The 14853-nt window shown below is 70.6% G+C and carries 12 protein-coding genes; 2 read left to right on the forward strand and 10 right to left on the reverse strand.

From position 1 onward, the window contains the following. Positions 1-4: 4 nt before the first annotated feature. The 8 genes from NBW76_RS11405 to NBW76_RS11440 form a co-directional block, all read right to left on the reverse strand. Positions 5-1294 carry a sugar ABC transporter permease gene (locus tag NBW76_RS11405; RefSeq protein ID WP_055967913.1) on the reverse strand — a complete coding sequence of 430 codons (1290 nt, stop codon included), beginning with the start codon at positions 1292-1294 and terminating at the stop codon, positions 5-7. Further along, positions 1291-2064 (reverse strand): ATP-binding cassette domain-containing protein, encoded by a 774-nt coding sequence (locus tag NBW76_RS11410; RefSeq protein ID WP_055967910.1) that lies wholly within the window; start codon positions 2062-2064, stop codon positions 1291-1293. The genes NBW76_RS11405 and NBW76_RS11410 overlap by 4 nt, the downstream gene beginning before the upstream one ends. 109 nt (positions 2065-2173) lie before the next feature. Next, positions 2174-3253, reverse strand: coding sequence for a sugar ABC transporter substrate-binding protein (locus NBW76_RS11415; RefSeq protein ID WP_055967907.1), 1080 nt, complete (start codon positions 3251-3253; stop codon positions 2174-2176). A 229-nt stretch (positions 3254-3482) separates the two neighbouring features. Next, entirely contained in the window at positions 3483-6257 is a 2775-nt protein-coding gene (locus NBW76_RS11420) for an aconitate hydratase (protein WP_156364784.1), read from the reverse strand. 177 nt (positions 6258-6434) lie between these two features. Next, a complete protein-coding gene (locus NBW76_RS11425; protein ID WP_055967901.1) occupies positions 6435-7181 on the reverse strand; it encodes a hypothetical protein in 747 nt (248 codons plus the stop codon). A gap of 200 nt (positions 7182-7381) precedes the next feature. Next, on the reverse strand, positions 7382-8254 hold the full coding sequence (locus tag NBW76_RS11430; RefSeq protein ID WP_055967898.1) for a DUF4394 domain-containing protein: 873 nt from the start codon (positions 8252-8254) through the stop codon (positions 7382-7384). A 72-nt stretch (positions 8255-8326) separates the two neighbouring features. Continuing rightward, entirely contained in the window at positions 8327-9541 is a 1215-nt protein-coding gene (locus NBW76_RS11435) for a class I SAM-dependent RNA methyltransferase (RefSeq protein ID WP_056554488.1), read from the reverse strand. A gap of 177 nt (positions 9542-9718) precedes the next feature. Continuing rightward, positions 9719-11740 (reverse strand): APC family permease, encoded by a 2022-nt coding sequence (locus NBW76_RS11440; RefSeq protein WP_055967892.1) that lies wholly within the window; start codon positions 11738-11740, stop codon positions 9719-9721. A 110-nt stretch (positions 11741-11850) separates the two neighbouring features. Between NBW76_RS11440 and NBW76_RS11445 the strand changes: the two genes are divergently transcribed. Both NBW76_RS11445 and NBW76_RS11450 read left to right on the forward strand, forming a co-directional pair. Beyond that, entirely contained in the window at positions 11851-12498 is a 648-nt protein-coding gene (locus tag NBW76_RS11445) for a TrkA family potassium uptake protein (protein WP_369797016.1), read from the forward strand. Further along, positions 12498-13160 carry a TrkA family potassium uptake protein gene (locus tag NBW76_RS11450; protein WP_055967886.1) on the forward strand — a complete coding sequence of 221 codons (663 nt, stop codon included), beginning with the start codon at positions 12498-12500 and terminating at the stop codon, positions 13158-13160. Before NBW76_RS11445 ends, NBW76_RS11450 begins: the two co-directional genes overlap by 1 nt. A gap of 660 nt (positions 13161-13820) precedes the next feature. Here the strand turns inward: NBW76_RS11450 and NBW76_RS11455 are convergent. After that, entirely contained in the window at positions 13821-14489 is a 669-nt protein-coding gene (locus tag NBW76_RS11455) for a DUF3159 domain-containing protein (RefSeq protein WP_056554484.1), read from the reverse strand. Further along, positions 14486-14842: an OB-fold nucleic acid binding domain-containing protein gene (locus tag NBW76_RS11460; protein WP_055967880.1), complete on the reverse strand. Its 357-nt coding sequence runs from the start codon at positions 14840-14842 to the stop codon at positions 14486-14488. The genes NBW76_RS11455 and NBW76_RS11460 overlap by 4 nt, the downstream gene beginning before the upstream one ends. Positions 14843-14853 lie beyond the last annotated feature (11 nt).

The raw sequence follows: 14853 nt of genomic DNA on the forward strand, positions 1-14853 counted from the left end.
CGGCTCAGCTCACGCCGGACGCCGAGCGGCGCCGGCGGGACACCGCGTCGACCGCTGCGGCGAGCAGGAGCACCGCGCCGGTGACGACGTAGTTGATCCAGCTGGCCTGGTTGAGCAGGCCCAGTCCGTTGATGATCGTCGCGATGACCACGCCGCCGATGACCCCGTCGCGGGCCTTGCCCTTGCCGCCGAACAGGCTGGTGCCACCGATGACGGCCGCACCCACGGCGTAGAGCAGCGTGTTGCCCGCACCGGAGGAGGGCGACACCTTGCCGGCGTAGGACGCGGCGAGGATGCCGCTGATCACGGCGGTCGACGTGCAGAGGACGAAGACGGAGATGCGGATCTTGTCGACGTCGATGCCGGCCCGTCGGGCCGCCTCGCGGTTGCCGCCCACCGCGTAGACGTGGCGCCCGTAGCGCGTGCGGCTCAGCACGAAGGTGAAGATCACCAGCAGCACGCCGACGAGCAGCAGCACGTAGGGCACGCCCTGGATCGGGAAGTTGGGGTTGCGGCTGCGGTTCAGGCTCAGCAGCGCTGTGAGACCGAGCACCACGACGCCCATGCCGGCGATCTTGACGAGCAGCAGGCTCAGCGGCTGGTGCGCGAGACCGCGGCTCACCTGGGTGCGGTAGCGCAGCAGCGTGAGCGCGGCGAAGGCGAGGACCGCGATGACCGCGATCGTCCACCCGGCGACCACCGGCATGTTCTTGATGGTCAGGCCGCGCAGGACGGGGTCGGCGACGCGCACCGACCCGCCCTGGCCGATGAGCTTGAGGGTCAGGCCCTGCAGCGCCAGGAAGAACGCCAGGGTCACGACGAAGCTGGGGATGCCCAGCTTGGCCACGAGGGCGCCGATCAGGGTGCCGAGCACGGCACCGAAGACCAGTCCGCCGACGACCGCCAGGTACCACGGGAGCCCGTGGTCGACGATGGCGAGCGCCGCGATCGCGGCACCGGCGCCGCCGGCGACACCGGCGGACAGGTCGATGTCGCCGAGCAGCAGCACGGGCACCAGCCCCATCGCGAGCACGCAGATGGCACCCGACTGGGTGATGAGGTTGGCGATGTTCAGGGCCGTCAGGAAGGTGTCGCTGGCGGCGCTGAAGACGATGAACAGGATGATGAGCCCGAGGGCCGCCGGCAGGGCGCCCATCTCGCCGCCGCGCAGGCGGTTGAGGTAGGCCTGCCAGGCGTCGCCGAGCGTGGCCGCCTGGCGGGCGTCGATCGCGAAGTCGGTCTCGGCCAGACCGCTGCCGCCCTTCGAGGACGGATCGGTGGGGGTGGTGGTCATGATGCCTCTCCGACGGACGTGAGACCGAGGTCGCCCGAGCGACCTGCGGTGATGAGCTCGACGACCTGGGTGTTGGTGACGTCCTTCGTGGCCACGTCGGCGGCCACACGGCCCAGGTACAGGGCGGTGATGCGGTCGGCGACCTCGAAGACGTCGACCATGTTGTGCGAGATGAGGACGACGCCGAGGCCCTGGTCGGCCAGGCGGCGCACGAGGTCGAGGACCTGACGGGTCTGCGCGACGCCGAGGGCGGCCGTCGGCTCGTCGAGCAGCACGACCTTGGAGTTCCAGAGCACCGACTTCGCGATGGCGACGGTCTGGCGCTGGCCGCCCGAGAGGCTGGCGACGCTCTGGCGCACCGACTTGACGGTGCGCACCGAGAGCGACGCGAGGGTCTCGCGGGCCCGAGCCTCCATGGTCGCCTCGTCGAGGGCCGGACCCTTCATGAGCTCGCGGCCGAGGAAGAGGTTCTCGACGATGTCGAGGTTGTCGCAGAGGGCGAGGTCCTGGTAGACGACCTCGATGCCGAGGGCCGAGGCGTCGCGGGGGCCGTGGATGTCGACGGGCTCGCCCTCGAAGTAGCGCTGGCCCGAGTCGGCGGAGTAGATGCCGGCGATGGTCTTGACGAGCGTGGACTTGCCGGCGCCGTTGTCGCCGACGAGGGCGGTGACCTGCCCGGGGTGGACGGCGAGGTCGACGTCGTGGAGGACGTGGACGGCGCCGAAGCTCTTGTTGATGCCGCGCAGCTCCAGCAGCGGGGTGGTGCTCATGTGGTCTCCAGGTGCGTGCGAGGAGGTGGTCGGTCGGTCTCGGGACAGCGAGGGTGTGCCCCGTGGGGGCGGTCCGGCAGGACCGCCCCCACGGGACGACGGGTGGACGTCAGCTGATGCCGGCGTCCGTGCAGAGCTCCGCGAAGTCGTTCGCGCAGAGGTCGTCCTTCGTGACGCCGCCGTCGTCGACGACGTCCTTCACGTTGTCCTTCGTGATGGACTGAGGCGTGAGGAGGATCGACGGGACCTCGCGGCCACCCTCGCTGTCCTCCGTCGTGCCGTTCGTCTCGGCCTTCTCGCCCTTGGCCAGCGCGATGGCGGCCTTGGCGAGCTCGCCCGCCTCCTGCTTGGCCGACTTGTAGACCGACATGCACTGCTCACCCTTGAGGATGTTCTGCAGGCCCTCGACCGTGGCGTCCTGGCCGGTGACCGGGACGTCGCCCGCCTTGCCGTTCTTCTGCAGGATCGAGATGACCGAACCGGCCAGACCGTCGTTGGCCGCGTAGACGCCCTGGACGTCGCCGTCGACCTTCGTGTAGAGCTGCTCGAAGATCGTCACGGCCTGCTCGTTGTCCCAGTCCGGGACGGCCTGCTCGCCGACGTTCTTGTACGACGTGGTCTTGTCGAGCACGCTGTGCGCGCCCTTCGAGAACAGCGTCGCGTTGTTGTCGGTGGGCGAGCCGTTGAGGTAGATGACGTTGGCGTCCTCGTCGCCGAGGCACGTGGCGAGGCCCTCGCCCTGCAGCTCGCCGACCTTGGTGTTGTCGAACGAGACGTAGTAGTCGGCCGAGCCACCGAGGGTCAGACGGTCGTAGTCGATCGTCTTGACGCCCTGCTGCGCGGCCTTCTCCTGGATCGAGGCTCCGGAGTCGGAGTCGAGGTTGACGATCGCGAGGACGGTCACGCCGTCGGCGATCATGCCGTCGGCGATGGTGGCCATCTTGTCGGCGTCACCCTCGGCGTTCTGGATCTCGTACTCCACGCCGGCGTCCTTGAACGCCGCCTCCAGCGCAGGACGGTCGGCGCTCTCCCAGCGGACCGACGACTTCGTGTCGGGCAGGATCACCCCGATCTTCCCCGCGTCGTCGGAGCTGTCTCCGCCGTCGTTCCCCGAGTCGCTGCCACAGGCGCTGAGCATGAGCGTGGCACCCATGAGGCCGGCAAGCACCAGATTGCGCGTTCGCTTCATACGAACCGCCTCCTTGTTGGTCTCTGGCGACACGGGAACGACATAAAGCCGTCACCGGGACGCAATTGTTGTTTGCGTGAACCTATCGCGTGATGGGGGTCACGTCCAGCACCTGGCGACAATTTCGTGTCGCGAACAACGAATCGGGACGAAGGTCCCCTGCCACCGTCCCCGCACAGCGAGACGCCGCCCCCGAGGGGACGGCGTCTCGTGGGTCGGGCGGTCGGGCTCAGTCGAGCAGGCTGCGCAGCACGTACGGCATGATGCCGCCGTTGCGGTAGTAGTTCGCCTCGCCGGGGGTGTCGATGCGGACGACCGCGTCGAACTCCACGTCCCCCGCCTTGACGTGCACCGTGCGCGGCGTCTCGCCGTCGTTGAGCTTCGTGATGCCGGTGAAGTCGAACGTCTCCTCCCCCGTCAGCCCGAGCGACTCGGCGTTCTCGCCCTCCGGGTACTGCAGCGGGAGCACGCCCATGCCGATCAGGTTCGAGCGGTGGATGCGCTCGTAGGACTCGGCGATGACGACCTTGACGCCCAGCAGCGCCGTGCCCTTGGCGGCCCAGTCGCGCGACGAGCCCGAGCCGTACTCCTTGCCCGCCAGGACGACCAGCGGGACGCCGGCCTCCTGATAGGCCTCGGACGCCTCGAACACGCTGGTGACCTCACCGTCGGCGATCAGGTTGCGCGTGTAGCCGCCCTCGGTGCCCGGCGCCATCTGGTTGCGCAGGCGGATGTTCGCGAACGTGCCGCGGATCATGACCTCGTGGTTGCCGCGACGCGAGCCGTAGGAGTTGAAGTCGCGCGGCTCGATGCCGTGCTCCGACAGGTACGCACCGGCCGGGCTGTCCTTCTTGATCGCACCGGCAGGGCTGATGTGGTCCGTGGTCACGGAGTCGCCCAGCTTGAGCAGCACACGTGCACCGCTGACCTCCTCCACCGGCGAGGGCTCACGGTCCATGCCGTCGAAGTACGGCGCCTTGCGGACGTAGGTCGACTCGGGGTCCCACTCGAACACGTCGCCGTCGGGCGTCGGCAGGTTCTGCCAGCGCTCGTCGCCGGCGAACACGTCGGCGTACTCCTTGCTGAACGTGTCGGACGAGATCGACGACGCGATGACGTCCTCGACCTCGCTCGCCGACGGCCAGATGTCCTTCATGAACACGTCGTTGCCGTCGGCGTCGGTGCCCAGCGGCTCGTTGAACAGGTCGACGTCCATCGAGCCGGCCAGCGCGTAGGCGATGACCAGCGGCGGCGACGCCAGGTAGTTCATCTTGATGTCGGGGTTGATCCGCCCCTCGAAGTTGCGGTTGCCCGACAGCACGGCGGTGACCGCGAGGTCGCCCTCGTTCACCGCGGCGCTGACCTCGGGGATCAGCGGTCCGGAGTTGCCGATGCACGTCGTGCAGCCGTAGCCGACCAGGTTGAAGCCCAGCTTGTCGAGGTACACGTCGAGACCGGACTTGGCGTAGTAGTCGGTGACGACCTTCGAGCCGGGCGCCAGCGTCGTCTTGACCCACGGCTTGCGCTGCAGACCCTTCTCGACCGCCTTCTTGGCCAGAAGGCCGGCGCCGATCATGACCGACGGGTTCGACGTGTTGGTGCACGACGTGATCGCGGCGATCGTCACCGCGCCGTGGTCGAGCTCGAACTCGGTGCCGTCCTCGAGCCGCACGTGCTGCGGGTTGCTCGGACGACCCGCGCCCGAGGGCGCCGGTGCGTTCGGCTTGTCGCCGTTGGTGCCGTCGTCGCTGCTGCTCGGCGCGTCGGACGCCGGGAAGGACTCGGCAACGGCCTCGTCGTACCCGTTGACGTCCTGCTCGGTGTAGTCGGCGAGCGCGGTGCGGAACGAACCCTTGCTCTCGGTGAGCGAGACACGGTCCTGCGGACGCTTGGGACCGGCGATCGACGGGACGACGTCGCCGAGGTCGAGCTCCAGGTACTCGGAGAAGCGCGGCTCGTGGTCCGGGTCGTGCCACAGACCCTGGGCCTTGGCGTAGGCCTCGACGAGCGCGATCTGCTCCTCGTCGCGACCCGTCAGGCGCAGGTACTTGGTGGTCTCGTCGTCGATCGGGAAGACCGCGATGGTCGAGCCGTACTCGGGGCTCATGTTGCCGATCGTGGCGCGGTTGGCCAGCGGCACCGCGCCGACGCCCGAGCCGTAGAACTCGACGAACTTGCCGACGACGCCGTGCTTGCGCAGCATCTCGGTGATGACGAGCACCAGGTCGGTCGCGGTGGCGCCCTGCGGCAGCTCACCCGAGAGCTTGAAGCCGACGACCCGCGGGATCAGCATGCTGATCGGCTGGCCCAGCATCGCGGCCTCGGCCTCGATGCCGCCGACGCCCCAGCCCACGACACCGAGGCCGTTGACCATGGTGGTGTGCGAGTCGGTGCCGACGCAGGAGTCGGGGTAGACGACGCCGTTCTTGTCGAACACGACGCGCGCGAGCTTCTCGATGTTGACCTGGTGCACGATGCCGGTGCCCGGGGGGACGACCTTGAAGTCGTCGAAGGCGCCCTGGCCCCAGCGGAGGAACTGGTAGCGCTCACGGTTGCGCTCGTACTCGATCTCGACGTTGCGCTCGAAGGCCTCGGGGGTGCCGAAGACGTCGGCGATGACGGAGTGGTCGATGACCATCTCGGCCGGCGCGAGCGGGTTGATCTTCGTGGCGTCGCCGCCCAGGTCGGCCATGGCCTCGCGCATCGTGGCGAGGTCGACGACACAGGGGACGCCGGTGAAGTCCTGCATGATCACGCGGGCGGGCGTGAACTGGATCTCCTTGCTGGGATCGGCGTTCGCGTCCCAGCCGGCGAGGGCCTCGATGTCGGCCTTCGTGATGTCGGCGCCGTCCTCGGTGCGCAGCAGCGCCTCGAGCAGCACCTTCAGGCTGAACGGCAACGACGCGACGTCGAGCCCATCGCCCTTGACCGCGTCGAGCTTGAAGTACGTGTAGCTGGCGTCGCCCACCTCGAGCGTCTGCTCGGCATTGAAGCTGTCGACCATGAGTGTCTCCTTCGCGTCGTGTTCCATCCTGCCGACCACACGGCGCGCTCGCCATGTCAGGTGGGCCTAAGTCGATCCGGAGTGGGAGTGCGACGGGCGGCCCGGCGGTCGGATAAGTCTCTTGATGTCAAGATACATGATGTCAAGAGGAAATCGAGCGAACCCCGCTCGGATGGTTCAGAGCAGGCCCGGCCAGCGCCAGATCAGCGGCCACACGAAGGACAGGTGAGCGGCGCAGACGGCCAGCACGCCGGCGAGTCCGACCAGGTCGAGCACCACGAGCGCACGTCGACGAGGGTCGGAGGTGACGGCGTCGGCGCCCACGGCCCTGACGACCTCGGTGCCGGCCACCCGGTCGAGGACGCCTCGACGCAGTCCCACCAGGAGCGGCACGAGCAGCAGCAGGACCGCGACGTAGGCGGCGGCACCGACGTGCCACGCCTCGGGCGTGAACCGGCGCAACACGGTCGGCAGCCCGATCGGGATCGCGGCGACCGCCAGGTCCAGCAGGAGTGCTGCGGTCAGGCCGCGCAGGAGGCCGCGGGGCGCACCGGTGGGCCGTGCGGTCCCGGGGCGGACCACGAGCAGTCCTTCGCGGTGCTTGCCGATGCTGTGCCCCCGCACGCCCTGGCGCCAGCCGTTGTTCCAGACGAGGAAGAGCTCCCCCGCCACCAGCCCGCCGAGGAGCAGGTCGTCGGACCGCCCGACGGTCCAGAGGTCGGGATCGGCCGCACCGCCGAGCAGCCTGGCGAGCAGCACGACCGACGCGCCCGCCGTGAACGCCACGCAGAACAGCAGGGCGTCCTGCGCGAGGGCCGAGCGCCGCAGGTCCGCGACCGACCGGTGCTCGGACCCGTCCTGACGGTCGTCCCCGAGGGCGTCGCCGTCGGGCGCGTGGGGCTCGTGGGTGTCCGGCCCGCTCATCGTGGGGCTCGCCCCGGTCGCTCGAACCCACGTCCGGGTCCGAGACGTGGGCCCGCCGGGGACGCCGCGCACCGCAGACCGAGTGTCATGCGCCCCACCCTGCCCGTGCAGGACCCCGCGCACAAGCAAGCGCGCCGCGGGCCACCCCGACCGGTCGGTCGAGATGGCCCGCGGAGCTCACCGGACGTCGTGGACCGACCTCACGGCACCTGGATGGCGATGTCGCCCACGGAGCGGGGGAAGTTGCCCACGCGGGTGGCGGCGCCGCTCTGCAGCTCGATCTCGTAGAGGACCGAGGAGGTGTTCGAGCGCGCAGGACGCAGGACGGCGAAGCCGACGTTGTCGACCGCCACGCCGTCGTCCAGCACGGTCACGATGTCGAAGCCGGCCACGCCGACGGCGTTGGTGCCCAGCGGGCCGGCCAGCGCGAGGGTGCCCGCGTTCGCCGGGACCTGGACCGCCAGCTGGTCGAGCGACGTGTCGATGTCGTAGAGGAACGTGCCGGTCTTCGCGCTCGTGTCGTTGTTCGTGTACGCGACGGCGGTGACGCCCTGGGCGGCACCGTCGCCGTAGGAGAGCGGCGTGTCGACGGCGGTGGTCGGCGTCGGCTGGTTCACGTCGTGGCGCAGGTTCTGGCCCGTGTCGCTCACGATGCGCAGGCGATCGGCCGCCGGGTTGAAGTCGACGCCGAAGTCGCGGCCCTCGAGGGCCACGCTGAGCTGTGAGACCTTGACCGCCTGGCCGTTGCCCGAGTTCACGGTGTAGATGCCGCCGGCGTTGCCCACGCCGTAGTAGCGGCCGTTCTGGACCCGGAAGTCGATGCCGACCAGTCGCTCGTCCTCGCCGGTCAGGCCCTTCACGGGACCGAGGGTGGTGAGGCGGGAGGGCTGGTCGAGGTTCAGCCGGTGCAGCACCTTGCCGTCGCCGGCGAGGCCGAGGGCCTTGCCCGACGGCTCCACCACGGCGGCGTCGGCGGAGACGACGAGGCCGGCGGTGGCGACGAGCGCGACGGCGGCAGCAGCAGCGGCAGCGGCGCGGCGGCGGGAGCGGGGCTGGACGTGGGACGTTCTCATGGCGATCCTCCTGGTCACGTGACCACCGATCGGTGGTCACCAGGGGTTACGCCGGTCGGGTGCGCCGCGTTCTCAGTCGACGTCGGGAATCCGGTCGAGCACCGCGACGCACTCCACGTGGTGGGTCATGGGGAACAGGGCGAACGCCCGCAGGTCCCCCAGCCGGTAGCCGTGCTCGGCGAACGTCGCGACGTCACGGGCCAGGGCCGCGGGATCGCACGCCACGTAGACGACGCGACGGGCACCGAGCCGCGCCACGTCGGGAACGGCGCGTCGGGCCCCGGTCCGTGGCGGGTCGAGGACCACCAGGTCGACGCCCCGACGGAGGTCGGCGTCGTGACGGAGCGCCTGCTCGGTGGTGGCGGAGACCAGGCGGACCTGGGCGTGCCGGTGCAGCGACCGGCGGGCGTCGCGCGCGGCCTGGGTGTCGGCCTCCACGCTGACCACCGTGCCCTGGGGCCCCACGCGGTCGGCGAGGAACGCGGTGAACAGCCCGACCCCGGCGTAGAGGTCGGCGACCCGATCCCCGGGTCGGGCCTCGGCGGCCTCGAGGACGGCGTCGACCAGGGTGCGCGCTGCTTCCGGGTGCACCTGCCAGAAGCCGGAGCCGGTCACGGTGAAGTCGTGGCCCTCGACGCGCTCGGTGAGCCGCGTGCGACCTGCGCGCCGCGTGCCGTCGGTGCCTGCGACTCCGTCGACGTGGAGGTCCTTGGGCACCGTCGCGTCGGTGACGAGGAGCTGCTGGTCCGTGGAGGAGACGATCGCCTCGACCTGGGGGGCGTCCCAGCGGTGCGACAGGACGTCGGGCAGGCCGGGGTGGGCGATCGGACAGTGCCCGACCGGGACGACCTCGTGGGAGCGGTGGCGGCGCAGTCCTGCGCGTCCGTCGGGGGTGGTCGACCACGTCACGCGGGTGCGCCAGCCGAGGGAGGGACCGACGGCCTCGACCCGCACCTCCCGCTCGATGCCGGCGAGGCGCTGCAGCTGCTCGGACACGACCGACCCGAGCAGCCGCAGCTGGGCCTCGGGGGCGACGTGCTGGAAGTCGCAGCCTCCGCAGACCCCCGCGAGGTCGCACGGCGGGGCCACCCGGTCGGGGGACGCCTCGAGCACCTCCACGGCGTCGGCGCGCAGGTACCGCTTGGTGCGGTCGGTGACGCGAATGCTGACCCGCTCCCCCGGCAGCGCGTGCCTCACGAACACGACCTGCCCGTCCAGCCGCGCCACGCAGGAGCCCCCGTGGGCGACGGGCCCCACCTCGACCACGGGAAGAGCCTCGGACGTCACGCGAGAACTGTCCCACGGGGTCCGGAGCCCACCGAAGTCGCACCGTGGGCGACGGGCCCCACCTCGACCACGGGAAGACCCTCGGACGTCACGCGAACCCACCTCCCCGGGGCTCGGAGCACACCGAACCAGCACCGTGGGCGACGGGCCCCACCTGGACGATCGGGAGGACCGCGCTCATGCGGGTCCGTCCGGGCCGGGCCGGTCCCCGATGCCGCGGCGCACGTCGCCGGGTGCGCTGCCGATGGTGCTGCGGGGGTCGACGCGGGAGGCGGAGCTCAGCTGGTACGGGACGCTGGTCACCATGACGCCGGGCATGAAGAGCAGGCGTCCCTTGAGGCGCAGCGCGGTCTGGTTGTGCAGCAGCTGCTCCCACCAGTGCCCGACGACGTACTCGGGGATGTAGACGCTGACGATGTCGCGGGGGCTCGCCCGGCGCACCTCCTTGACGTACTTGACCACGGGGCGCACGAGCTCGCGGTAGGGCGACGACACGACGGTGAGCGGGACGGGGATCTGCAGGTCGTCCCACCGCTGGCGCAGCACCTGGGTGTCGTGCGGGTCGAGCTCCACGTAGAGACCCTCGAGGCTGCTCGGCCGCGCCACTCGGGCGTAGGCGATGGCCCGCAGGGTCGGCTTGTGGAGCCGGCCCACGAGGACGACGGCGTGGACGCGCGAGGGAAGGGCGACGTCGGTCTCGTCGATCTCGAGCTCCGCGTTGACCCGCTGGTAGTGCCGGTTGATGCCCACCATGAGGAAGAAGACGATGGTCATGGCGAGGATCGCGATCCAGGCTCCGGCGAGGAACTTGGTGATGAGGACGATCACGAGCACGGTGGCCGTCATGGCCAGGCCGAACCCGTTGACGAGCCGCGAGCGCTTCATCCGGCGCCGTTCGGCGGGGTCCGTCTCGGCGGCGAGGTGCCGGGTCCAGTGCCGGATCATGCCCAGCTGGCTGAGGTTGAACGAGACGAAGACGCCCACGATGTAGAGCTGGATGAGCTTCGTGACCTCGGCGTCGAAGGCGACGATCAGCGCGATCGCGGCGACGGCGAGCAGGACGATGCCGTTGCTGAAGGCCAGCCGGTCCCCGCGGGTGTCGAGCTGGCGCGGCAGGTGTCCGTCGCGCGCGAGGATGGAACCGAGGACGGGGAAGCCGTTGAAGGCGGTGTTCGCCGCCAGCACGAGGATGATGCCGGTGCAGGCGATCGTGAAGTAGAACAGTGGCGCCGCGTCGCTGTAGAGCGCCTTGGCGAGCTGCGCGATGACGGTGTCCTGCTCGAAGCCGTCACCCACCGGTCGGCCGTCGAGCAGCAGCTGGCGGGCCGGGTCCTCGACGTAGCGGATGTGCATGGCGTCGGCCAGCACGATGATGCTCATGAGCATCGTGATCGAGATGGTGCCGAGCAGCAGCAGCGTGGTGGCGGCGTTGGCGCTCTTGGGCTTGCGGAAGGCGGGCACGCCGTTGCTGATCGCCTCCACGCCGGTGAGGGCGGCGCATCCGGACGAGAACGCCCGGGCGAGCAGGAACGCCATGGCCAGGCCGGTGAGCGCGGAGTCGTAGGGCGCCTCGGCGGCGATCTCGTACCGGGCGCTCTCGGCCTGGGGCAGGTCACCCAGGAGGTAGCGGACCAGTCCCCAGCAGGCCATCAGGGCGATCGCCAGCATGAACAGGTACGTCGGCACGGCGAACGCGCGGCCGGACTCCTTGGCGCCGCGCAGGTTGAGCGTCATGAGCAGGAGGACGAGCGCCGACGCGGCCAGGGCCTCGTGGCCGACGAGCCACGGCACCGCGGACGTCGCATTCTGCACCCCCGAGGAGATCGAGACCGCGACGGTGAGCACGTAGTCGACGAGCAGCGCGCTGGCCACCGTGACGCCCGACTTGGGCCCCAGGTTCGTGGTGGCGACCTCGTAGTCACCTCCACCGCTGGGGTAGGCGCGCACGTTCTGGCGGTAGGACGCGACGACGGTGAGCATCACGACGACGACGGCGAGGCCGATCTTCCAGTTGAACGCGTAGGCCGTGATGCCGCCCATCGACAGGGTCAGGAAGATCTCGTCGGGCGCGTACGCCACCGACGACAGGGCGTCGCTGGCGAAGACGGGCAGCGCGATGCGCTTCGGCAGCAGCGTCTCCCCGAGCTGGGTGCTGCGAAGCTTGCGTCCGACGAGCGTCCGCTTGACGGACTCGACCATGCCCACGAGCGACGATCGTAGACCTGTCGGGATCGCTGCGCCGGTCGCCCTGGATGCGGGCTCCGGGCCGGTCCCGACGGGTGTAGCGTCGCCTCGTGCACATCGTCATCATGGGCTGCGGACGCGTCGGCTCGACGCTGACGCGCAGCCTCGAGGAGCGCGGCCACTCCACGGCCGTCATCGACTCCAACCCCGACGCCTTCCGCCGCCTGGGGCCGGACTTCACCGGCACCACCGTGACCGGCATGGGCTTCGACCGCGAGGTCCTGCGTGCGGCCGGCATCGAGCACGCCGACGGCTTCGCCGCGGTCTCGAGCGGCGACAACTCCAACATCATCTCGGCACGGGTCGCGCGTGAGCAGTTCGGCGTCGACAACGTCGTGGCCCGCATCTACGACCCGGGCCGCGCCGAGGTGTACGAGCGCCTCGGCGTCCCCACGGTCGCCACGGTGCCGTGGGCGGCCGACCAGGTCCTGCGTCGGCTCGTCCCGGCGGGGTCGGAGCCCGCGTGGCGCGACCCGTCCGGCCAGCTGCGACTCGACACCCTCTACGCCCCGTTCCCGTGGATCGGTCACGAGGTCTCGAGCCTCGAGGACGCCGCGGGAGTCCGCGTGGCCTACCTGACGCGCCTCGGGTCCGGCCTGGTCGCGAGCGGACGCACGGTGCTGCAGGAGGGCGACCTGCTCGCCGTCTTCATGCGTGAGGGCGACGCCGACCAGGCCCACCGCGTGCTCGAGTCCGGACCTGAGGAGGCCTGATGCGCGTCGCCATCGCGGGAGCCGGTGCCGTCGGCCGTTCCGTCGCGCTCGAGCTCACCGAGAACGGGCACCAGGTGCTCCTGATCGACAAGTCCCCCGGGTCCATCCGGTCCGACCTCGTGCCGAAGGCGCAGTGGCTTCTGGCCGATGCGTGCGAGATGTCCTCCCTCGAGGAGGCCGGGCTGCAGACGTGCGACGTGGTCATCGCCGCGACGGGCGACGACAAGGTCAACCTGGTCGTCTCGCTGCTGGCCAAGACGGAGTTCTCGGTCCCCCGGACCGTCGGTCGCGTCAACCACCCGAGCAACGAGTGGCTGTTCGGCGAGACCTGGGGCGTCGACGTGGCGGTCTCGACCCCGCGGCTCATGTCGGCCCTGGTGGAGGAGGCGGTGTCGGTCGGCGACCTCGTGCGCCTGTTCACCTTCCGCCAGAGCAACACCAGCCTGGTCGAGCTGACGATGCCCGAGGACTCCCCCTTCGCCGGGCGCCTCGTGCGCGACGTCCCGTGGCCACGCGACGTGGTCCTCGTGGCCATCCTGCGCGACAACGCGATCGAGACGCCCGACCCGGAGCGCTCGCTCGAGGCGGGCGACGAGCTCTTGTTCGTCACCGCACCGGACGCGGAGGACGAGATCGGCGCCCTGCTCTCCCCCAAGTCGTGAGTCGCTGCTCGTCCTGAGGCGTCGTGGCTGCGTCGGCGGCTGGGCGTTCGCTCGCTGCTGTGTCGGCCGGCTGGGCGTTCGCTCGCGCCTACGTTGCCCGGCCGGGCGTTCACGCACTGCTGCGTCGCTGTGGCTGCGCGTCGGGGTGGTCTCCGAAAGGCCTCGACCGGAACGGTGGGTCTCGACTCGGCTGGGTCTGCGGGGCGCGGCCACGATTCTCCATCGGCGCGGGATCCACGCACGATCCTTCCTTCGCGTGGACCGTGCCACGCAAAGGAAGAACCCCTGCCCACCCGACGCACGAAGGGCCCCGTCGGACGCATGATTCTGCCTTCGCGCACAGCGATCCGAACGATGCTGCGTTTGCTACGGGATCCCGTAGCAAACGCAGCATCCATCGACCCCTCACGCACGAACGCAGAACCTTGCGTCCCCCGAGCCACGCTCCGAGAACCCGACCGGGCCCAGACCCCTCCGCCGGTCGAGGCCCTTTCGGAGCGCAGGTCGACGACGAGCCACAGCGACGCAGCCGCAGGTCGAGACCCAGCCACATCGACGCAGCCGCAGGTCGAGACCCAGCCACATCGACGCAGCCGCAGGTCGAGACCCACCCGGAGCAGCGCAGCCGCAGGTCGAGGCCCCGCCGCAGCGAACAGCGCGTCACCGAGTAGCAGGCGGCTCCGGCTCGGCCTCGGCCTCGATCGGGGTGGAGTTGCGCGAGAGCACCCACGCCATCGCCGCGAACGCCGCGACCTGCAGGGGCCAGCCGAGCACGACCTTGGAGGTGCCGAGCAGCGCCACGTGGTCGCCGGCCCACAGCGGGTACTGCACCACGACCCGCAGGATGCAGGGTGCGGCGAAGAGCCAGGTCAGCAGGGAGCACAGCCGGACGAGCTGCCGGTCCTCGTGCCACTCGGTGGGCTCGCCGGTGAGGCTGCCGATGAGGAACCCGATGAGGGGCCACCCCACGAGGATCGAGACGATGAACACCGCCGCGTAGGCGCCGTTGTAGAGAATCCCGGGCAGGAACACGTCACGAGCCTCGCCGCTGCGCGACGCGAACACGGCGGCGATGGCGATGCCGATGAGGGCGTTCAGCACGAACTGCACGGTGGAGCGCTGGGCGAGCCGCACCACGACCAGCAGGACCGCCGCGCCGACGCTCGCGACGAGCGAGGTCCGCAGGTCCTGCGTGCTGATCCAGCAGATCGTGAACACGATCGTGGGCACGGCACTCTCGACGATGCCGCGCCCGCCGCCGAGCGCCTCGGAGAGCTTGGACCGCACCAGCTCCTCGACGGTGGCGACGCTCGCGCCGGCCTCGCTCATGCGTCCAGCTCGTAGCGCGGGTTGTAGAGCACGAAGGCGTCGCCGCGGCGACCGATGCGGCCGTGCACGGTCAGACGTCGCCCGGGCTCGATGCCCTCGATCCGGCGTCGGCCCAGCCACACGAGGGTGACCTGCCCGGACCCGTCGTAGAGCTGCGCCTCGAGGGCGCTCGCACCGTCGGCGACCGGGCGGGTGGTGACGGACCGCAGCTCACCGTGCAGCGAGCAGACCGACCTCTCGGCCTGGGCGGTGAGCAACCGGCAGCCCGCGGCGTCGGCGCTGCGCTGCAGCTCCTGGTCCTCGAGCTGCTCGAGGGTCGCGCGGCGCATGGGGCGGCGCAGTCGGGATGCCATGTCTCGATCCT

The sequence above is a fragment of the Aeromicrobium sp. Leaf245 genome (genome assembly GCF_942548115.1).
Taxonomy (GTDB): domain Bacteria; phylum Actinomycetota; class Actinomycetes; order Propionibacteriales; family Nocardioidaceae; genus Aeromicrobium.

Coding starts and splice junctions, on each gene's coding strand:
- NBW76_RS11450 (WP_055967886.1), top strand. CDS start 12,498: ATGCGCGTCGCCATCGCGGGAGCCGGTGCCGTCGGCCGTTCCGTCGCG.
- NBW76_RS11445 (WP_369797016.1), top strand. CDS start 11,851: ATGGGCTGCGGACGCGTCGGCTCGACGCTGACGCGCAGCCTCGAGGAG.
- NBW76_RS11425 (WP_055967901.1), bottom strand. CDS start 7,181: ATGAGCGGGCCGGACACCCACGAGCCCCACGCGCCCGACGGCGACGCC.
- NBW76_RS11410 (WP_055967910.1), bottom strand. CDS start 2,064: ATGAGCACCACCCCGCTGCTGGAGCTGCGCGGCATCAACAAGAGCTTC.
- NBW76_RS11415 (WP_055967907.1), bottom strand. CDS start 3,253: ATGAAGCGAACGCGCAATCTGGTGCTTGCCGGCCTCATGGGTGCCACG.
- NBW76_RS11420 (WP_156364784.1), bottom strand. CDS start 6,257: ATGGTCGACAGCTTCAATGCCGAGCAGACGCTCGAGGTGGGCGACGCC.
- NBW76_RS11440 (WP_055967892.1), bottom strand. CDS start 11,740: ATGGTCGAGTCCGTCAAGCGGACGCTCGTCGGACGCAAGCTTCGCAGC.
- NBW76_RS11460 (WP_055967880.1), bottom strand. CDS start 14,842: ATGGCATCCCGACTGCGCCGCCCCATGCGCCGCGCGACCCTCGAGCAG.
- NBW76_RS11455 (WP_056554484.1), bottom strand. CDS start 14,489: ATGAGCGAGGCCGGCGCGAGCGTCGCCACCGTCGAGGAGCTGGTGCGG.
- NBW76_RS11430 (WP_055967898.1), bottom strand. CDS start 8,254: ATGAGAACGTCCCACGTCCAGCCCCGCTCCCGCCGCCGCGCCGCTGCC.
- NBW76_RS11405 (WP_055967913.1), bottom strand. CDS start 1,294: ATGACCACCACCCCCACCGATCCGTCCTCGAAGGGCGGCAGCGGTCTG.